Genomic DNA, 19491 nt, shown 5'->3' with positions numbered 1-19491 from the left:
ACGAGGCGAGGAGCTTCGTTCGCGGAGCATTCGGGCAGTCAGATAAACGCCTGGAGATGACAAGAGAATGTCAGGCGGTTTTTTTGGAATTATTTATTTTTCAATAACTTAGGTCGAAAAAGAGCGGGGCTGCCAGCGCCCTTTGCAGGGGCCGGAAGTGCACTTTGACCAGGCAGGAAACCTATGTCGGCGGGTGAGGCCGGGGTGTTGCGGATCGCTTGGAAGGCTGGAATGACTCATTGGTCACACTCTGACCTACGGTTTGGATTCAAGCAGACACCCATGACCCCCGCAAGCGCGAATCGGCACTTTTTCCGTGCAGCCCGTCGGGTCGTGAAGAAAAGGCTGCCGCTCTGTTACGCGCCCGGCCGCCGGAGCACCGTTTCCGGTCACGTTCCGAGCCGTTGGCGCGGTGGGCGTTGCAGTTCGCTGGCGGCCGGCCATCGGTGCTCAGAAGAGGGCGATCTCTTCCGCCGTCAGGGCGCGGTACTGCCCGGGTTGCAGGGCCGGGTCGAGGGGCAGGGCGCCCATGCTCTCGCGGTGCAGGCGCAGCACCTTGTTCCGGAAGTGGCCGAACATGCGCTTGACCTGGTGGTAGCGGCCTTCGTGCAAGGTCAGCCGCGCTGCGCGGGGGGCGAGGATCTCCAGCTGCGCGGGGCGGGTGGTGAGGTCCTCGTAGGCGAAGTAGAGGCCCTGGGCGAAGGCGTCGATGCAGGCCGGGTCGATCTCCTGCTCGGTTTCCACGTAGTAGACCTTGGGCTGCTTGGTCTGCGGCAGGGTGAGGCGGCGCGACCAGAGGCCATCGTTGGTGATCAGCAGCAGCCCGGTGGTGGTGAGGTCGAGGCGCCCGCCCAGGTGCAGCTCGTGCTTGTCGGGCTCCTCGAGCAGGTCGAGCACCGTGGGGTGTTCGGGGTGCTCGGTGGCACTGACCCAGCCGGCGGGCTTGTGCAGCATGAAGTAGCGCGCCGGCTTGCCGGGCTGCACTTCGCGTTCGTCGAGGGTGACGCGGTCGAACACCCGCACTTCGAGGCTGCCGTCGGTGGCCACGACGCCGTTGACCCGCACGTGCCCGGTGGCCAGTTGCCGGCGCGCGGCCTGGCGGTTGAGGTCGGGAAGGTTGCCGAGCAGGCGGTCGAGGCGCATCAGGTCGGCTCTTCGGGCGTCAGCAGGCCGGCGCAGCGGGGGCAGAGGCAGGCCTTGCCCTGGGCGTCCAGCGGGATGCGGCGCAACGCCTCGGGGTCGATCGGGGTGTGCAAGCACCAGCAGGGCTGGCCGCTGGCGGATGATTCGGCGCAGTCGTTGGCCAGGCCGCAGAGCGGGCAGCGCGAAGGGTCGGGGGCCTGGTTCATGCCGGTAGCGGGGGCTGTGGGAAAGGTCGCTAGGGTGCAGCGCGTCGGCGGCCGATGCAAGCCGACGGGGACGGACGTGGACCGATACGATAAGCGGTGCCACCGGGCCCGAAGCCCATTGCAGAGCCGTGCGGCTGGAAGGAACGGGGCGCTTGGCAGAGGAAATCGCCGTCGCTTGTGAATGGCCTAGCAGCGAATTAGTAGCGCAACGAGTAGAATTTTCGGCATTGTGCGCATCTTCGTCAGTGTTATCTGATGAACGCGTAAGAAAATCCAGTTGTCTACGGATTATCGTCACCCACTCAGCGGAATAGAGACGCACGTGTCCACTCAAATCAATACGGTCAACAAGGCCAAGGCCTGGTCCGCTCATGGCGTGACCGCCACCGGCGTGGTACTGGCCCTGATGGCCATCCTCGCTCTGTTCGACAACCAGCCCCGCGACTGCCTGCTCTGGCTCGGCGCCGCCCTGCTGGTGGACGGCCTGGACGGCAGCTTCGCGCGCAAGGTCCAGACCAGCACCATGCTGCCGAACTTCGATGGTTCCACCCTCGACCTGGTCATCGACTACCTGACCTACGTATTCATCCCCGCGCTCTTCATCTACCGCTACGTGCCGCTGCCCGACTACACCGTGCTGCCCACCGTGAGCCTGATCCTGGTGTCGTCGCTGTTCTGCTTCTGCAACCTGAACATGAAGAGCAGCGACAACTACTTCGTCGGCTTCCCGGCCGCCTGGAACGTGGTGGCGCTGTACCTGTACCTGATCGACCTGCCGCCGGTGGCGAGCTTCGCTATCATCTGCGTGCTGGCCGCGCTGACGCTGACCAAGCTGAAGTTCCTGCACCCCTTCCGCGTGCGCAAGCTGATGCCGCTGAACATCACCGTGACCTTCGTGTGGATGCTCAGCAGCATGTTCCTGATCATCCAGTACCCTGACCTGAAGTCCATGATGGTCGCCCTCTGGGGCCTGTCCTCGGCCTACTTCGTCGGCGTCTGCCTGTGGCGCAGCCTGATGGACTGGCGCGGCAAGCTGCGCGCCTGATCCGCGACCGCTGCACAAGAGCCCGTCCTCGCGACGGGCTTTTTTGTGGGCGCGACGAGCCGGGCTCGCATGGCCGGCAAGGTGACTTGCCTATATCCTTCACGCCTTGTTTCCCACCCGCAGGACCCTTTCCAGATGAAAACGCAGCTGATCGAACTCATCACCAAAATCAGCTCGGGCTGCATGTCGGATGAGGAAATCGACAAGATCGCCGACGAAGCCGCCCAGGCCTATGCCGATCCCGAGGCCTTCCTCGCCGCCAACCCGGACATCAACTACGACGACAGCTTCACCATCCCCCTGGGCGAATGGGTGGTGGTCGGCAGCCTGCCGGAGACCGTGCTCTTCCATGCCGACGACTACCCGGACCTGCTGGCGCAGATCATCGCCTCCTTCGGTCCCGAGGTGAGCTTCAACATCCAGCCCAAGCAGCTGAAGAAGGTCGACCCGCTGCGTGCCATGCACCGCATCCAGGTCCAGCTCAGCGCTCTCTACCCGGAAAAGGGCGGCTACGTTCTGGTGGGCTTCAGCGACCCGATGGAAGACGACATCCTCCAGGCCGTGCTGGTCTACAAGCAGGACGTGGCCCGCGTGCTGGAGCTGGCTGACGAGCTGCAGATCGACGCCGTGGAGGTCTACGAATCCATGAAGGGCGCGCAGGACGACGACTGAGTCCCGCCTGCCCTTTCGTGGGGGCGAATTCATTCGCGATCGGGCTCGGTGCCTGGGTTTTCGCGGTTGCAACCGCTCCCACACGTGCACCGGGCCTCCGCGAATCCCGCCGTTCATTTGTTTAGCGCCTGATTAACCAAAGATAGAAAAAACTGGATTTTAAGCACCCATCGTGGCGTGCGAGGCTCGTGCCATTCCATATCCAGGCCTCTTTCAATGGGTTTTCCCCCGTCGCTGATCGCACCCTCCGAGCCCCTCGCCGCACCGGCGGGGCACGGTATTGGGTGCGAGCGTCGGTGGCCGGGCCAGCCCAGCGTCTCCCTTCCCCTCGAACTGGCCTTCTGGGCCCTCTGGCACTGCCGCCACGCGCGCCCGCCGGACGCTGCTCCCTTCTGATTCCGGACCGGCCACTCCCCTGGCCGCCGTCCGTCACGCGACGACCCGCTCCCGAACGCACGCCTGCACAGTGTTTGCATGGCCTTGCCCGGGATCATCACGTGCGCCCGATGCGGCGCTGAAGAGAGCCAGATGAAATTCGCCACAGAGCAGGAAGCCCGAGACTTTCTCGACCAGAACCCCGATATCGACGCCTTCGAGCTGTTTATCCTCGACGCCAATGGCGTGCCACGGGGCAAGCTGCTGCACCGTGACGAGCTGCTCGCCGTGTACAAGAGCGGCCGGCCGCTGCCGAGCACCATTCTCGGCCTCACCCTCAATGGCGACGATGTGGAGAACTCCGGCCTGGTCTGGGACGTGGGCGACATCGACTGCCGCGCCTACCCGCTGGCCGGCAGCCTGGTGCGCCTGCCCTGGCGTCGCATGCCCACCGCCGCCGTGCAGGTCAGCATGCACCCGAGCGAAGGCATGCCCGCCGCCATCGCCGACCCGCGCCACGTGCTGATCGAGGTGATCGAGCGCCTCAAGGCCGACGGCTTCCACCCCGTGATGGCCTGTGAGCTGGAGTTCTACCTGCTGGACCAGAAGCCCGATGCCCAGGGCCGCCCGCAACCGGCGCTGGACGGCGACGGTCGTCGCCCGCGCACCACCCAGGTCTACGGCCTGCGCGAGCTGGAACAGATCGAGCCTTTCCTCGCCGACCTCTATGCCGCCTGCAAGGCCCAGGGCATTCCCGCCCGCACCGCCATTTCCGAATACGCGCCCGGCCAGGTGGAGATCACCCTGGAACACGGTGACGCGCTGGAGGCCATGGACCAGGCCGTGCGCTACAAGCGCCTGGTCAAGGGCGTGGCCAATGCCCATGGCATGCAGGCCTGCTTCATGGCCAAGCCCTTCGATCACCTGGCCGGCACCGGCATGCACATGCATGTCAGCCTGGCCGACGCCGAGGGCCGCAACCTGTTCGCCAGCGAAGACCCGGCCGGCACCCCGCAACTGCGCCTGGCCGTGGGCGGCATGCTTGCCTCGCTGCTCGATTCGCTGCTGCTGTTCTGCCCCAACGCCAACTCCTACCGCCGCTTCCAGGCCAACAGCTACGCGCCCCTGGCGCCGACCTGGGGTGTGGACAACCGCACCGTCAGCCTGCGCGTGCCCGGTGGCCCGGCCTATACCCGCCACATCGAACACCGCATCTGCGGTGCCGACGCCAACCCCTACCTCGCGGCGGCCGCCATCCTCGCCGCCATCCATCGCGGCATCCGCGACGAGATCGACCCGGGCGAACCGATCGAGGGCAACGGTTATGCACAGGCCGAGGAGCTGCTGCCGACCGACTGGCTGACCGCGCTGCAGGCCCTGGAGAACTCCGGCTGGGCCCGCGAGGCCCTGGGCGCGGAGTTCCTCGGCGTCTACCTCGCGGTGAAGCGCGCCGAGTACCGCCAGTTCATGGCCGAGGTCGGCGAGCAGGACTGGCGCTGGTACCTGAACCAGGCCTGATCCCGCGGCAGCGCCCGGCCCGTCGTCCCTGCGAGTGCAGGGGCCCGGTAAACAGATTCGTACGGAGAGGGCCCCCGAGGGCCTCGCAGGAAACCAAGATGAACGTCGCACTGAAGACCACGCCCAGCGCCGAGCGCTGCGCCTCCTACTACACCGCCACCCTCAATGCCGAAACCGACTACCCCACCCTGCAGGGCACGGTGGAGGCCGACGTGGTGATCATCGGCGGCGGCTTCACCGGTGTCGCCACCGCCGTCGAGCTGGCCGAGCGCGGCCTCAAGGTCGCCCTGGTGGAAGCGAAGAAGATCGGCTGGGGCGCCACCGGCCGCAACGGCGGCCAGGTCACCGGCAGCCTCTCGGGCGACGGCGCCATGCGCAAGCAGATGCGCAAGCGCCTGGGGGCGGAGGTGGACGACTTCATCTGGCACCTGCGCTGGCGCGGCCACGCGATCATCAAGAGCCGGGTGGAGAAGTACGGCATCGCCTGCGACCTCAAGCACGGCCACCTGCATGCGGCGATGAAGCCCGCCCATATCGACGAGCTGCGCGAATCCTTCGAGGAGGCCCAGCGCCGGGGCATGGGCGACGACGTGACCCTGCTCGATGCCGCCGGCGTGCGCCAGCACCTGGAGAGCGACCTGTACCTGGGCGCGCTGAAGAACACCCGCAACATGCACCTGCACCCGCTCAACCTGTGCATCGGCGAGGCCCGCGCGGCCGAGAGCCTGGGGGCGATGATCTTCGAGCACTCCGAGGTGCTGGAGATCATCCACGGCGAGCGCCCGGCGGTGGTCACCGCCCAGGGCCGCATCAACGCCCGCCAGGTGCTGCTGGCCGGCGACGTCTACCACAAGCTGGAACCGAAGAAGCTCAAGGGCATGATATTCCCGGCCATGGGCGGCATCGTCACCACCCGCCCGCTGGGCGAGCTGGCGGAGCGCATCAACCCCCAGGACCTGGCCGTCTACGACTGCCGCTTCGTGCTCGACTACTACCGCCTCACCGCCGACAAGCGCCTGCTGCTGGGCGGTGGCGCCAACTACTCCGGGCGTGACTCGCGGGACATCGCCGGCGAGCTGCGCCCGGCCATCGAACGCACCTTCCCCGCGCTCAAGGGCATCGAGATCGATTACCAGTGGAGCTGCGCCATGGGCATCGTCATCAACCGCATCCCGCAGCTGGGCAAGCTCTCGCCCAACGTCTGGTACTGCCAGGGCTATTCCGGCCACGGCATCGCCACCACCCACATCATGGGCGAGATCATGGCCCAGGCCATGACCGGCAGCCTCGGCCACTACGACACCTTCGCCGACTGCTCGCACATCAAGGTCCCCATGGGCGACGTGTTCGGCAACCCGATGCTGGCAGTGGGCATGTGGTACTACCAGATGCTGGAAAAACTCCGCTAAGGCCCCGTAGCCCGGGCTTCAGCCCGGGTAGCCCGTGCTGGCCGCATGGGATTCGCCGAGCTCATCCCATCCTACGGGGACTGTGCCTGCTCCCTGTGGGAGCGGTTTCAACCGCGAAGTTCGGTGGCGCCTGGCTTGGCCGCGAATGAAGTCGCTCCCACAGGGCACGATGTCTGTAGCCGGGTTGGGTGGACGTCGCTTTTACGTCCACCATCCGTGTTGCGGTTGGCCCCGACGGTGGACCGATGAAGCGCGGTCCACCCTACGCCCGGCAAGGGCCGCCGACGCTGTTTGTGGGAGCGGTTTCAACCGCGAAGCTTGGTGGCGCCTGGCTTGATCGCGAATGAATTCGCTCCCACGGGGCACGGTATCTGTAGGGGCGAATTCATTCGCCAAGGAGCGCGCAGCGCTCCCCTCGCTCCTGCGGTTTACCCCCGCTGCGCCTTGAGGAACAGCGAGAACAGCTCCGACTGCGACTTGATCCCAAGCTTGGCGTAGATGTGCTTGCGGTGGACCTTCACCGTCTCCGCCGAGATGGCCAGCTTGCGCGCCACTTCCTTGCTGGAGCAGCCGCTGAGCATCAGCCGGGCGACTTCCAGCTCGCGGGCGGTGAGGGCGCTTTCCACCTGCTGGCCCACCTGGTCCAGCTGCACCTCCCAGTTCGGCGCCGGTTGCGGGGTGCTGGCCAGGCGTTCGGCCTCGAAGGCCAGGCGCTGGCGCATCAGCCCCACCACCCAGGGTTCCACCAGGCTCAGCAGGGCGATCTGCTCGGGGGTGAAGGCCTGGCGCGAGCCGAGGGACAGGCACAGGGTGCGCCCGCCCTCTAGCGGCACGTTGAACTGCAACTCGTCGGTCACCACGTTGAGTCGGTGGTAGCGCTGGTAGTAGTCGGTCTGCTCGAAGCATTCCGGCGCCACGTCGGCCAGGCGCAGCAGGCCGCCACGGTTGCTTTCGCGGCTGTGGATGTAGAAGGGGTCCAGCAGGTAGAGGCCGTCCAGGTAGTCCTGGAACAGCAGGTCCGGCTCGCCGTCCTCGCCCGGGCATTCGGCGCACACCAGGGGCCGGCCTTCGCTGAACAGCAGCGCCACCCAACTGTCATGGGGCACGTACTGGCCGAGGGTGCGCACCAGCGCCACCCAGAAACCCGGGGCGTCCAGCGACTCGATCAGTTGCCCCACCGAGCGGTGCCAGGCGATGTCCTGCAGGCTCAACGTCATGCTTCTACCCCTGATGGGTTACCACGCGGGCGTGATTTCACCGAAGGCGCCGGCGGTTCCATACTGCGCGAACACCGGGACCGACGCAGCGCGCATTCTGACCGGTTTGCGCCAGCAGGTCTCGTGCAACGACAAGAAACAGGAGTCCCCATGAAGGTCGAACTCGTCCAGTTGGCCGGTCGTGACGGCGATACCGCCCACAACCTCGCCCGCGCCCTGGAAGCCATCGCCGCCTGCGCCACCGACACCGACCTGGTGGTGTTCCCGGAGACCCACCTGATGGGCTTCCCCACCGCCGAGAACATCGCCGCCGTCGCCGAACCACTGGATGGCCCCACCGTCCAGGCCGTTCAGCGCGCCGCCCGCGAGCGCGACGTTGCCGTGGCCATCGGCATCGCCGAGAACGACGCCGGCACCTACTACAACACCACGCTGCTGATCACCCCCGAAGGCATCGCCCTGACGTACCGCAAGACCCACCTGTGGGCCTCCGACCGCGGCATCTTCACCCCCGGCGACCGCTACGCCACCTGCCTGTACAAGGGCGTGCGCGTGGGCCTGCTGATCTGCTTCGACATCGAGTTCCCCGAGAGCGCCCGCGCCCTTGGCCAGCTCGGCGCCGAGCTGATCATCGTCACCAACGGCAACATGGACCCCTACGGCCCCACCCACCGCACCGCCATCATGGGCCGCGCCATGGAGAACCAGGCCTTCGCCGTGATGGTGAACCGCGTGGGCGAGGGGGATGGCGACCTGGTATTCGCCGGTGGCAGCGCCGTGGTCGACCCCTTCGGCCGCCTGCTGCTGGAGGCCGGGCGCGAGGAGTGCCGGCAGATCATCGAGCTGGACCTCGGCCAGATCGCCGCCGCCCGCAGCGACTACCGCTACCTCGACGACCGCCGCATGGTGCTGCCGGGCGAGATGCGCGAGCACGCCGCCGGCCGCCGCGAGCTGCTGATCCCCTGATCCCGATTCGACGGGCGCCCCCGAGGCGCCCGCGTAGCCGCATCCCCAGGGACGCGGTCGCTCCACCTTCGCCGACTTCGGCTCTGCCATAACAATCAACAATTCGGAGTAGCAGTAATGGCTCGTCTTCAGCGCACCCTGTCGCTGGGGTCCGTGGTGCTGTTCGGCATCGCGTACATGACCCCGATCATCGTCCTCGGCACCTTCGGCATCCTCGCCGACGTCACCCAGGGCCTGGTGCCCGCCGCCTACGTGGCCGCGTCCCTGGCCATGCTGTTCACCGCGCTGAGCTACGCGCGGATGGCCGCCGCCTTCCCGGTGGCCGGCTCGGCCTACACCTACGTGCGCAAATCCATCAGCCCCAAGCTGGGCTTCCTCGCCGGCTGGGCGGTGCTGCTGGACTACCTGTTCCTGCCCATGGCCATCTGGCTGATCGGCGCGGCCTACCTGCACTCGGCCTTCCCCGACGTGCCCCAGGCGCTCTGGGTGCTGGCCTTCATCGGCGTCACCACGGCCATCAACGTGGTCGGGCTCAAGCTGGCCAAGACCGTCAACGGCGCGCTGGTGCTGGTGCAGTTCCTGGTGCTGCTGGCCTTCGTCGCGCTCTGCGTGCACTACGTGCTGGGCGATGCGAGCAAGCCGCTGTGGTCCCTGGCGCCCTTCGTCGGCGAGGGCCTGAACCTGCCGCTGGTGATGAGTGGCGCCGCCATCGCCTGCTATTCCTTCCTCGGCTTCGATGCGGTGAGCACCCTCACCGAAGAGACCCGTGACCCGCGCCGGACCATTCCCAAAGCGATCCTGCTGATCACCCTGATCGGCGGGCTGATCTTCATCGCCACCTCCTACTTCGTGCAGCTGGCGCACCCCTCCATCGAGTTCCAGAGCGCGGACTCGGCGGCCTACGAGATCGCCCGCAACATCGGCGGCGATGTGTTCGTCTCGGTGTTCCTCATCGGCCTGATCGTCGGCCAGTTCACCTCGGGCCTCTCCGCCCAGGCCAGCGCCTCGCGCCTGCTGTTCGCCATGGGCCGCGACGGCGTGCTGCCGCAATCCCTGTTTGGCCGCCTCAGTGAGCGCTTCGGCACCCCGGTGGGCAGCATCGTGCTGTGCGGCGTGGTGGCCCTGCTGGCGCTGGAGATGGACGTGACCACCTCCACCTCCTTCATCAACTTCGGCGCCTTCCTGGCCTTCAGCCTGGTGAACCTCTCGGTGATCTTCCACTACTGGCTGCGCAGCGATCGGCGCGGCCCGCGCGAGGCGCTGCTGTTCGTGGTCTGCCCGCTGATCGGCATGGTCTCCACCCTGTGGCTGATGATCAGCCTCGATCACCTGGCGATCATCCTCGGCCTGTCCTGGCTGGCCCTGGGGGTGATCTACCTCGCCTGGCTCACCGGCGGCTTCCGTCGCCAGCCGCCGGAGTTGCACTTCGAAGAGGCCTGACGGCCGCGTCGGGGAGGGCGGGTATCCTGCTCGCCCGCCCCGTGGAATGGACGCCCGATCCAAGGCGGCACAGGACGGTTTCCTGGCATAAAGTGGGCGCTCTTTTTCCCACGGTTCTGGAGCCGGCCATGGATGCCCCGCTGTTCGATTCGCTACCCGATGACGAGACCCTCTACCAGGCGCTGCTGGAGCGCGACCCGGCCTATGAGGGCTTTGCCTTCGTCGGGGTCAAGAGCACCGGGGTGTTCTGCCGCCTGACCTGCGCCGCGCGCAAGCCCAAGCGGGAGAACTCGGTGTTCTTCGGCAGCATCAAGGCCTGTGTCGAGGCGGGTTTCCGGCCCTGCCTGCGCTGCCGCCCGCTGGACCAGGTGGGCGCCCGGGAGCCGCTGGTCAAGGAGCTGGTCGCGCTGCTGGAGCAGGACCAGGAGAGGCGCTGGCTGGAAGGCGACCTCGTCGCCCTCGGCCACGACCCCTCCACGGTGCGCCGTGCCTTCAAGCGCCATTTCGGCGTGACCTTCCTGGAAATGGCCCGCCTGCGCCGCATCGGCCAGGGCCTGGCGCAGCTGTCCGCCGGGGCACGGGTGGTGGACGCCCAGGTGACCGCCAGCTTCGACTCCGACAGCGGCTTCCGCAGCGCCTTCACCCGCCTGCTGGGCGAACCGCCGTCGCACCTGCGCGGGCGTGAGCTGCTCAAGGCCGACTGGCTGGAAACGCCCCTTGGCGTGATGCTGGCCGTGGCGGATGCGCAGTCCCTGCACCTGCTGGAGTTCTTCGACCGGCCGGCGCTGGCCAACGAGCTGAAGAACCTGCAGAAGCTCACCGGCACCCGCATCGGCTTCGGCCGCTTCGCCCCCATCGACCAGATCGAGGCGGAGCTCTCGCGCTACTTCGCCGGCGAGCCGGTGGTCTTCGCCACGCCGCTGGCCATGGGCGCCTCGGCCTTCACCCGCAGTGTGTGGCAGGCCCTGCGCGAGATTCCCTTCGGCGTCACCTGCAGCTATGCCGACCTGGCCCGCGCCATCGGCTCGCCCTCGTCGGTACGCGCCGTCGCCCGTGCCAACGGCACCAACCAGATCGCCATCGTCATCCCCTGCCACCGCATCATCGGCTCCGACGGCTCCCTCACCGGCTACGGCGGTGGGCTGTGGCGCAAGCGCTGGCTGATCGAGCACGAGCGGCGGATGGGCCGCGCGGTCCCGGGCTGAAGCCCGGGCTACGGGGGGGCGGCCGGGGATCGTTGTAGGGGCGTGCGGGTTGTTGTAGGAGCGAGCTCTGCTCGCGAAGCTTCTGGCAGTGCTGCGCACTGCTGGGCGAATGAATTCGCCCCTACACGGGTCTGTGCCGCTGCAGGGCGGGTGCAACCCGCGTGGCGTGCACGCGGGTTTGAGGGGGAGAGTCAGGCCGGGTTGGTCTGGCCGATGGTGCTGCGGGGCTCGGCCTGGGCATCCGGTTCGCCATTGTCCCGCTCGGCGGTGGAGAGTTCGCTGGCGTGGTGGCCGGTGATGCGCAGCAGGGCCAGGGTGCAGACCAGCGACACCACCGCATAGAACGCCGAGGCGATGGCCACGCCGACGATGCTGCCGGTGGAGTTGAGGATCCACTGGGCCAGCAGCGGGGTGCCGCCGCCCACCAGCAGGGAGCACAGCTGGTAGGCCAGCGACAGGCCGGAGTAGCGCACCCGGGTGGGGAAGGCGCGGGCCAGGATGCCGCCGATGGCGCCGTAGAACATGGCGTGGGGGATGGTCGCCAGGCACATGCCGACGGCGGCGATCCAGTACACGTTGGTCTCCACGGCGAAGAACATCGCCGGCATCAGGATGAACTCCGGCAGCACCATGATCGCCACCGCCTTGCGCATGTCGATGCGGGTGGTCAGCAGCGCGCCGATGGGCTGGCTGATGAACTGCACCACCAGCGCGATGACGATGATGCTGAGGAAGGTGCTCTGGCTGTAGCCCAGGGTCTTGGTGGCCCAGGACAGGGCGAAGGTGCTCTTGAAGTAGGTGACGTGGATCACCGGCAGCGTCCCCGCGCCCAGCAGCACCACCAGCCAGTGCTTGCGCAGCACTTCGAGGATCGGCAGCTTGGCGGTCTTCTTCTCGCGCATCAGCCGCTGCATGTCCGCCGACTCTTCCAGGGTCAGGCGGATCACCATGCCGACGATCACCAGCGCCGCCGAAAGCAGGAAGGGAATGCGCCAGCCCCATTGCAGGAAGTCCGGCATCGGCAGGCTGCTCAGGGCGAAGAAGGCCAGGGTCGCCAGCAGGTTGCCGGTGGGCGAGCCCTGCTGGGCGAAGGCGGCGTAGAGGATGCCCTTGCCCTTGGGCGCGCTCTCGCTGGCGATGAGGATGGCGCCACCCCACTCGCCGCCGACGGCGATGCCCTGGATCACCCGCAGGCACACCAGCGTCACCGGCGCCCAGATGCCGATCTGTGCATAGGTGGGCAGCAGGCCGATGCCGGTGGTGGCCAGGCCCATCATCACCAGGGTGATCACCAGGGTCGTCTTGCGGCCGATGCGGTCGCCCAGGTGGCCGAAGATGATGCCGCCCAGGGGCCGGGCGATGAAGCCGGACCAGAGCGTGGCGAAGGACAGCAGGGTGGCGACGCCCGGGTCCATGTCGGCGGGGAAGAACACCTTGCCGAACACCAGCGCGGCGGCCAGGCCGTAGATGTAGAAGTCGTACCACTCGATGGTGGTGCCGATGAAGGAAGCGATGCCCGCCTTGCGGGCCTTGCGATGCTGTTCCCGTTCGTCCGGGTGCAGGGCGTGGTTCATGGACTCCACCTCTCTTGTTGTTTTTATCTGGCGAACCAGCGGCCACCCCGCCGACAGAGGCAAGGGGCGTGGCGGGGCGGGCTGGCGCATGGCTTGAGACTCGAGTCGAGCCGGAGTCTAGGAGCGCGGGCGGCAAATCAATAGTCGTTTGTTCTTATGGCGCGATAACGGAATCCGTATCGTCGCCTGCCAGTTGCCGTTGCAGGCGCGCGAGGAAGGCGTGTGCCGCCTCGGGGGCGTTCTCCTCGCCGAGCAGGGCATGGATTTCCGACAGTGCGCCTTCCTGCTGCAGGGGGACGCCGACGACACCCGGCCAGGCGCGGCACAGGGACGCCGGCAACAGCGCGACGCCCATGCCCTGCGCCACCATGGCGACTATGGTCTGCCACAGCCGCGCTTCATGGCGGATCTGCGGGCTGAAGCCGGCCCCCACGCAGCAGGCGATGATCAGGTCGTGGTAGTGCGGCGCCGCCGGGCGCGGGAAGAGGATGAACGGATCGTCGCGCAGTTCGGCCAGGTCGATGCGCTCGGCACCCGCCAGGGGGTGCCCGGGCGGCAGGCAGCAGAGGAAGGGTTCGGCCAGCAGGGCCTCGGAGCGCAGCCCTGCCGCCAGGGGGCCGCGATGGATGAAGCCGATGTCGATCTGCCCGCGCTGCAGCGCCAGGGCCTGCTCGGCGCTGTTCATCTCCTGCAGCACCACCTCCATGCCCGGGTGCTCCGCCTCGAAGCCGCGCACCGCCGCCGGCAGGCCGCGATAGAGCATCGAGCTGACGAACCCCACGCGCAGCCGGCCCAGCGCCCCCTGGGCCGAGCGCAACGTCAGGCGCCGTGCCTGCTCGGCCTGTTGCAGCAGGCTGCGGGCCTCCTCCAGCAGCACCTGGCCGGGGGCGGTGAGCTTCACCGATTTGTTGGTGCGCGCCAGCAGTTGCACGCCCAGCTGCTCCTCCAGCTTCTTGATGTCGAAGGAGAGCGCCGGCTGGGAGATGAACAGGCGCGCGGCGGCGCGGCCGAAGTGCAGTTCCTCGGCGACGGCGATGAAGTAGCGAAGCTGCTTGAGGTCCATCCGGTGCTCCCTTCAACGATATGATTTTCTTATCGTATGGGCTTTTTATTCTATTGGATACTTATCGTAGGGCTTCTTAGTCTCGGCGCACGACACGAAGGAGTGACGCCATGAACGCCCTGATCGAACGCCCCGTCATCGATGAACTGAACATCCCCGACAGCAGTGGGATGAACCTGTTCGACGTCGACCCCGAGCTCGCCCGCCTGCTGTCCCTCTACCTGCCGCCGGCGGTCCTGGCGCCCTGGCTGCCGCGCCTGCAGGCGCTTGGCGCACGCGCCGGCGGCGAGCTGGACACCCTGGCGCTCTCGGCGGACAAGAACCCGCCGGTGCTGGCCAGCCGCACCCGGCGCGGCGAGGACCGCCAGCGCATCCTCAAGCACCCTGACTACGTGGCCCTGGAGCGGGTGGCCTACGCCGAGCTGGGCCTGGCCTCCATGAGCCACGTGGCCGACGGCCCGCCGCCGCTGGTCAAGTACGCGCTGACCTACCTGTTCGTGCAGGCCGAGTTCGGCCTCTGCTGCCCGGTGAGCATGACCGACTCCCTCACCCGCACCCTGCGCAAGTACGGCGCACCGGAGCTGGTGGAGCGCTACCTGCCGAGCCTCACCTCGCGGGACTTCGACAGCCTCTACCAGGGCGCCATGTTCATGACCGAGCAGGCCGCCGGCTCCGACGTGGCGCGCATCCGCACCGTGGCGCGGCAGAAGGACGGGGCCTGGACCCTGCACGGCGACAAGTGGTTCTGCTCCAACCCCGACGCCGACCTCGCCATGGTGCTCGCCCGGCCCGAGGACGCCCCCGAGGGCATGGCAGGCGTCAGCCTGTTCCTGCTGCCCAGGCACCGGCCCGATGGCAGCCGCAACGCGTACCGCATCGTGCGCCTGAAGGACAAGCTCGGCACCCGCTCCATGGCCAGCGGCGAGATCACCCTGGAAGGCGCCACCGCCTACCTGATCGGCGAGGTCGGACGCGGCTTCCAGCAGATGGCCGACATGGTCAACATGTCGCGCCTGTCCAACGGCGTGCGGGCCGCCGGGCTGATGCGCCGGGGGCTCAACGAGGCGCTGTTCGTCGCCCGCCAGCGCCAGGCCTTCGGCAAGCGCCTGGTGGACATGCCGCTGATGCAGCGCCAGTTGCTCAAGCTGATGCTGCCCGCCGAGCAGGCGCGTTCCCTGTTCATGCAGATCGCCACCCTGCTGCCCCGTGCCGATGCCGGCGACCGCGAGGCGCAGCAGTGCGTGCGCATCCTCACCCCGCTGATCAAGTTCCGCGCCTGCCGTGATGCCCGCCGTGCCACCGGCGACGCCATGGAGGTGCGCGGTGGCGTCGGCTACATCGAGGAATGGAGCGACGCCCGCCTGGTGCGCGACGCCCACCTGGGCTCGATCTGGGAGGGCACCAGCAACATCGTGGCGCTGGACATCGCCCGCGCCGTGACCCGCGAAGGCGCCCTGGAGCCCCTGGCCCGCCACCTGCGCGGCCTGCTCGATGAGGCGGCCCTGCCTGCCGCCGCCGATGCGCTGCTGCGCAGCAGCCTGGACAAGGCCGTCGCGCTGATGGCCGAGGTCGCCGAGGCCCGCCGCCACCAGCAGGTGCGCCAGGCCGGCAGCGCGCTCTATCACGTCGCCACGGCCATCGCCCTGGCCTGGGAGGGCGCGCGCCTGGCCCCCAACCACCGGCGCCTGGCCCTGGCCTTGCTGGTGCTGCGCCACCGCGTGCTGCCCCGCGACCCCCTGGCGGCCGAGGCGGATGCCGGCGATGCGCTGCTGCCGGCCCTGCTGGCCGAAGGCCCGCTTAGCCTGGACGACGCCCTGCGCCTGCTGCCCCACTGATCGCGGAGCCCTGACCATGACCACAACGACAGCCCCTCGGGGCGCCTTGCACGGCATCCGCGTTCTCGACCTCAGCCGCGTCCTGGGTGGCCCCTACTGCTCCCAGGCCCTGGCCGACCACGGCGCCGAGGTGATCAAGCTGGAACCCCCGGCCGGTGACGAGACCCGGGGCTGGGGCCCGCCCTTCGAGGGCGACACGGCTTCCTATTTCCGTGGCATCAACCGCAACAAGAAGGGACTGGTGGTGGACCTCGCCCAGCCCGAGGGCCGCCAGCTGCTGCTGCGCCTGCTGGAAGGCGCCGACGTGCTGCTGGAGAACTTCAAGCCCGGCACCCTGGAGCGCTGGGGCATCGGCTATGCCGAGGTGCTGGCCGAGCGCTTTCCCCGGCTGATCCACTGCGCGGTCTCCGGCTTCGGCGCCGACGGCCCGCTCGGCGGGCTGCCCGGCTACGACGCGGCGATCCAGGCCATGGCCGGCCTGATGAGCGTGAACGGCGAGGCCGACGGCGGGCCGCTGCGGGTCGGCCTGCCGGTGGTGGACATGGCCACCGGGCTCAACGCCCTGGCCGGCATCCTCCTCGCGCTGCACGAGCGGCAGCGCAGCGGGCGCGGGCAGTCCGTGGACATCACCCTCTACGACTGCGGCCTGTCGCTCCTGCACCCGCATCTGCCCAACTACTTCGGCTCGGGCCGGGTGAACCCGCGCAGCGGCAACGCCCACCCCAACATCGCCCCCTACGACAGCTACCGCACCGGCGGCGAGCCGATCTTCCTCGCCGTGGGCAACGACCGCCAGTTCGCCCGGCTCTGCGAGCACCTGGGCGCCGAGGCCCTGCTGGACGACCCGCGCTTCGCCGACAACGGCAGTCGCTCGGTGCACCGCCAGGCGCTGAAGACGGCACTCGAAGGCCATCTCGCCAGCCACGACGGCCCGTCCCTGACCGAGGCGCTGATCCGCCTGGGCGTGCCTTGCGGCGCGGTGGTGACTGTGGACCAGGCCATCGCCCATCCGCACACCCGCCACCGGGAAATGCTGGTGGAGCTGGGTGATTACCGCGGTGTCGCCTCGCCGGTGAAGCTTTCGCGCACCCCGGCGCAGTACCGCAGCCCGCCACCGGGTCTGGGCCAGCACAGCCGCGAGCTGCTCGAGGGCCTCGGCCTGGACGCCGGTCAGGTCGACGACCTGATCCAACGCGGGATCGTGCGCGGCTGACGCACCTCCCGCTTCCCCGCAGACAGGACACAACGGAGATCGTCATGACGGTCCATGAAGAACGCTTTTGCCCGGAGCCGCCGCTGCGGCTCGAACACCCCGGCGCCGGCATCGTCCTGCTCACCCTCGATCGACCGGCGCTGCGCAATGCCCTGGACCTGGCGTTGCGTCGCACCCTGGCCGAGACGGTGCAGGGGCTGGACGAGGACCCGTCGGTGCGGGTCATCGTCATCAGCGGCGGCCCCACCGTGTTCGCCGCCGGAGCGGACCTCGGCGAACTGCTGGAAGCCGGCCCGCTGCAGGTCCAGCAACGGCGCGTGGAGCGCTACTGGCAGGCCCTGGCGCAATGCCGCAAGCCGATCATCGCGGCGGTCAACGGCCTGGCCCTGGGTGGCGGCTGCGAGCTGGCCCTGCTTGCCGACCTGATCGTCGCCGGCGCCACGGCGCGCTTCGGCCAGCCCGAGGTGCGCCTGGGCATCATGCCCGGCGCCGGCGGCACCCAGCGCCTGGTGCGCGCGGTGGGCAAGTACCAGGCCCTGCGCCTGCTGCTGACCGGCTGCCTGGTGGGGGCCGAGGAGGCCCTGGCGATGGGCCTGGCCAGCGAGGTGGCGGAGGAGGACGCACTGCCCCGCGCGCTGGCGCTGGCCGGGGAGATCGCCCGCCTGCCGGCGCTGGCCGTGGCGCAGATCAAAGCGGTGGTCCGTGATGGCGCCGACCTGCCCCTGGAAAGCGCGTTGCTGCTCGAGCGCCAGGCGTTCCAGTTGCTGTTCGACAGCCATGACCAGAAGGAGGGCATGCGCGCCTTTCTCGAGAAGCGCGAGCCGGAGTACCGGGGCCGATGAACGGGTTCGAGATCACCCGGCTCGGTGTGGTCGGCTGCGGCGCCATGGGCCAGGGCATCGCCCAGCTGGCGGCCAGCGCGGGCTTGCAGGTGCGCCTGCATGACGCACGCCCTGGCGCCTCGGCACAGGCCCGGGAGCGCATCGTCGCCGCGCTGGAGAAACAGCGGGACAAGGGCCGGGTCAGCGACGCGCAGCTGGAGCAGTCCAGGGCGGCACTGCGGCCGGTGGAAACGCTGCAGGACCTGGTCGGCTGCCAGTTGGTGGTCGAGGCGATAGTCGAGGACCTGGCCGCCAAGCAGGCGCTGTTCCGCCAGTTGGAGGCGCTGCTGGAGGGCGAGGCGATTCTCGCCAGCAACACCTCGTCGCTGTCGATCACCGCCATCGCCTCGGCCTGCGATGACCCCGGGCGGGTCGCCGGGCTGCACTTCTTCAACCCCGTGCCGCGCATGCGCCTGGTGGAGGTCATCCCCGGCCTGGCGACCCATGAAGCTGTCCTCGAACGCCTGCTGGCGCTGGTGCGGCAGCTGGGGCACGAGCCGGTGCGGGCGCAGGATTCGCCGGGCTTCCTGGTCAACCACGCGGGCCGGGCCTATGGCACCGAAGCGTTGCGCATCCTCGCCGAGTGCGTGACCGGGCCCGCCGAGGTGGACGCCTTGTTGCGCGATGGCGCGGGCTTCCCCATGGGGCCTTTCGAGCTGATGGACCTGGTGGGGCTGGATGTCGGCGTGCCGGTGATGGAATCCATCTACCGGCAGTTCTACGAGGAGCCGCGCTACCGCCCGCACCCGCTGCTGCGCCAGCGCCTGGCCGCCGGCTATCTGGGACGCAAGAGCGGGCATGGTTTCCATCGCTATCCGGCGGTTGCCGAGCCGGTTCCGCAACCGTGCGCCATCGGCCCGCGGATGCCGGTGTGGCTGGGGCTGGACGAGGGCTTCGACGCCGCGATATTGCGCCCCTGGCTGAGCGGACTGGGCGCGGAGCTGGAGGAGGGCGCGCGGCCTTCCGCCGAAGCGCTCTGCCTGCTCGCGCCCCTGGGCCTGGATGCCACCGAGGCGGCGCTGCGCTTCGAGCTCGACCCCACGCGCGTGGTGGCCTTCGACGCCCTGGCGGAGCTGGCCTCGCACCGCTGCCTGATGCCAACGCCCGCCACCCGGGCGGACTGCCTTGGAGCCGCGCGGGCGTTGTTCGCGGCCGATGGCGCCAGGGTCACGGTGATCCGCGACAGCGCGGGCTTCGTGGTCCAGCGCACCCTGGCCGGCATCGTCAACCTGGCCTGCGACATCGCCCAGCAAGGCATCGCCGCACCCACCGATATCGACCTGGCCGTGCGCCTTGGCCTCGGTTATCCACAGGGCCCGCTGGCCTGGGGCGACCACTTGGGGCCGGCGCGGGTGCTGTCGATCCTCCAGCGCCTGCATGCCCTCAGCGGTGATCCGCGCTACCGCCCCAGCCCCTGGCTGCGCCGTCGCGCGCGGCTGGGCCTGTCCCTCCTGCATACCGATGCATCTTTCCAGGGAGAACGCTGATGCTCGATGCCTATATCTATGGCGGCCTGCGCACGCCTTTCGGCCGCCACGGCGGTGCCCTGGCCCAGGTCCGCCCGGATGACCTGGCCGGCGGCCTGCTGATGCCGGTGATGACTGCTTCGCGCGCGCCTGGCGCTGACCGCCTGCCGCACCCTGCAACGCAAGAACCTGCGCTACGCCGTGGTCAGCCTCTGTGTGGGGCGGGGCCAGGGCGTGGCCGTGGTCCTGGAGCGCACCTGAGC

General features: G+C 68.7%; 17 protein-coding genes and 1 pseudogene. 13 read left to right on the top strand and 5 right to left on the bottom strand.

Annotated features, from left to right (window positions below; all coding sequences use genetic code 11):
- Window positions 1-450: 450 nt before the first annotated feature.
- Together PHLH3_RS23815 and PHLH3_RS23810 are read right to left on the bottom strand one after the other, a co-directional pair.
- Window positions 451-1143 carry a 16S rRNA pseudouridine(516) synthase gene (locus PHLH3_RS23815; RefSeq protein ID WP_213626022.1) on the bottom strand — a complete coding sequence of 231 codons (693 nt, stop codon included), beginning with the start codon at window positions 1141-1143 and terminating at the stop codon, window positions 451-453.
- On the bottom strand, window positions 1143-1349 hold the full coding sequence (locus PHLH3_RS23810; protein ID WP_213626021.1) for a cysteine-rich CWC family protein: 207 nt from the start codon (window positions 1347-1349) through the stop codon (window positions 1143-1145). Before PHLH3_RS23810 ends, PHLH3_RS23815 begins: the two co-directional genes overlap by 1 nt.
- A 322-nt stretch (window positions 1350-1671) precedes the next feature.
- Here PHLH3_RS23810 and pcsA point away from each other — a divergent pair, with 322 nt between their 5' ends.
- The 4 genes from pcsA (at window position 1672) to PHLH3_RS23790 (ending at window position 6368) form a co-directional block, all read left to right on the top strand.
- Window positions 1672-2394, top strand: coding sequence for a phosphatidylcholine synthase (gene pcsA, locus PHLH3_RS23805; RefSeq protein WP_213626020.1), 723 nt, complete (start codon window positions 1672-1674; stop codon window positions 2392-2394).
- A gap of 135 nt (window positions 2395-2529) precedes the next feature.
- A complete protein-coding gene (locus tag PHLH3_RS23800) occupies window positions 2530-3066 on the top strand; it encodes a hypothetical protein (protein WP_111261059.1) in 537 nt (178 codons plus the stop codon).
- Between the two features lie 528 nt (window positions 3067-3594).
- Window positions 3595-4959, top strand: coding sequence for a glutamine synthetase family protein (locus tag PHLH3_RS23795; RefSeq protein ID WP_213626019.1), 1365 nt, complete (start codon window positions 3595-3597; stop codon window positions 4957-4959).
- Window positions 4960-5057: 98 nt separating this feature from the next.
- A complete protein-coding gene (locus PHLH3_RS23790; protein ID WP_173173078.1) occupies window positions 5058-6368 on the top strand; it encodes an FAD-binding oxidoreductase in 1311 nt (436 codons plus the stop codon).
- Between the two features lie 428 nt (window positions 6369-6796).
- Here PHLH3_RS23790 and PHLH3_RS23785 read toward each other — a convergent pair whose 3' ends face one another.
- A complete protein-coding gene (locus tag PHLH3_RS23785; protein WP_213626018.1) occupies window positions 6797-7585 on the bottom strand; it encodes a helix-turn-helix transcriptional regulator in 789 nt (262 codons plus the stop codon).
- A 150-nt stretch (window positions 7586-7735) separates the two neighbouring features.
- Between PHLH3_RS23785 and PHLH3_RS23780 the strand changes: the two genes are divergently transcribed.
- The 3 genes from PHLH3_RS23780 (at window position 7736) to PHLH3_RS23770 (ending at window position 11196) form a co-directional block, all read left to right on the top strand.
- The gene (locus tag PHLH3_RS23780; RefSeq protein ID WP_213626017.1) at window positions 7736-8551 is read left to right on the top strand and encodes a carbon-nitrogen hydrolase family protein; all 816 of its coding nucleotides are present in this window, start codon (window positions 7736-7738) and stop codon (window positions 8549-8551) included.
- A gap of 117 nt (window positions 8552-8668) precedes the next feature.
- Window positions 8669-9991, top strand: a complete 1323-nt coding sequence (locus tag PHLH3_RS23775; RefSeq protein WP_213626016.1) for an APC family permease — start codon at window positions 8669-8671, stop codon at window positions 9989-9991.
- Window positions 9992-10119: 128 nt separating this feature from the next.
- Complete coding sequence (locus PHLH3_RS23770; RefSeq protein ID WP_213626015.1) at window positions 10120-11196, top strand: trifunctional transcriptional activator/DNA repair protein Ada/methylated-DNA--[protein]-cysteine S-methyltransferase; 1077 nt, start codon at window positions 10120-10122, stop codon at window positions 11194-11196.
- A gap of 191 nt (window positions 11197-11387) precedes the next feature.
- Here PHLH3_RS23770 and PHLH3_RS23765 read toward each other — a convergent pair whose 3' ends face one another.
- Window positions 11388-12770 carry an MFS transporter gene (locus PHLH3_RS23765; protein WP_213626014.1) on the bottom strand — a complete coding sequence of 461 codons (1383 nt, stop codon included), beginning with the start codon at window positions 12768-12770 and terminating at the stop codon, window positions 11388-11390.
- Between the two features lie 154 nt (window positions 12771-12924).
- Window positions 12925-13833, bottom strand: a complete 909-nt coding sequence (locus PHLH3_RS23760) for a LysR family transcriptional regulator (protein WP_213626013.1) — start codon at window positions 13831-13833, stop codon at window positions 12925-12927.
- A 110-nt stretch (window positions 13834-13943) separates the two neighbouring features.
- On the opposite strand from PHLH3_RS23760, the gene PHLH3_RS23755 reads away from it, so the two are divergent.
- The 6 genes and pseudogenes from PHLH3_RS23755 (at window position 13944) to PHLH3_RS30730 (ending at window position 19489) form a co-directional block, all read left to right on the top strand.
- A complete protein-coding gene (locus tag PHLH3_RS23755) occupies window positions 13944-15668 on the top strand; it encodes an acyl-CoA dehydrogenase family protein (RefSeq protein WP_213626012.1) in 1725 nt (574 codons plus the stop codon).
- A gap of 16 nt (window positions 15669-15684) precedes the next feature.
- Window positions 15685-16881, top strand: a complete 1197-nt coding sequence (locus PHLH3_RS23750) for a CaiB/BaiF CoA-transferase family protein (protein WP_213626011.1) — start codon at window positions 15685-15687, stop codon at window positions 16879-16881.
- Between the two features lie 44 nt (window positions 16882-16925).
- Window positions 16926-17723 (top strand): enoyl-CoA hydratase-related protein, encoded by a 798-nt coding sequence (locus PHLH3_RS23745; protein WP_213626010.1) that lies wholly within the window; start codon window positions 16926-16928, stop codon window positions 17721-17723.
- Window positions 17720-19249 (top strand): 3-hydroxyacyl-CoA dehydrogenase, encoded by a 1530-nt coding sequence (locus PHLH3_RS23740; RefSeq protein WP_213626009.1) that lies wholly within the window; start codon window positions 17720-17722, stop codon window positions 19247-19249. The genes PHLH3_RS23745 and PHLH3_RS23740 overlap by 4 nt, the downstream gene beginning before the upstream one ends.
- Window positions 19249-19353: pseudogene (locus tag PHLH3_RS30530) on the top strand (hypothetical protein); the annotation flags it as partial. The gene PHLH3_RS23740 and the pseudogene PHLH3_RS30530, both read left to right, overlap by 1 nt.
- Window positions 19354-19363: 10 nt before the next feature.
- Entirely contained in the window at window positions 19364-19489 is a 126-nt protein-coding gene (locus PHLH3_RS30730; RefSeq protein WP_213630659.1) for a hypothetical protein, read from the top strand.
- Window positions 19490-19491: the final 2 nt, after the last annotated feature.

This window comes from Pseudomonas sp. Pc102 (assembly GCF_018408275.1).
Classification (GTDB): domain Bacteria; phylum Pseudomonadota; class Gammaproteobacteria; order Pseudomonadales; family Pseudomonadaceae; genus Metapseudomonas; species Metapseudomonas tohonis.
Note: the sequence above shows the minus strand (reverse complement) of the source record. Positions and strands in the feature narration are given on the sequence as shown.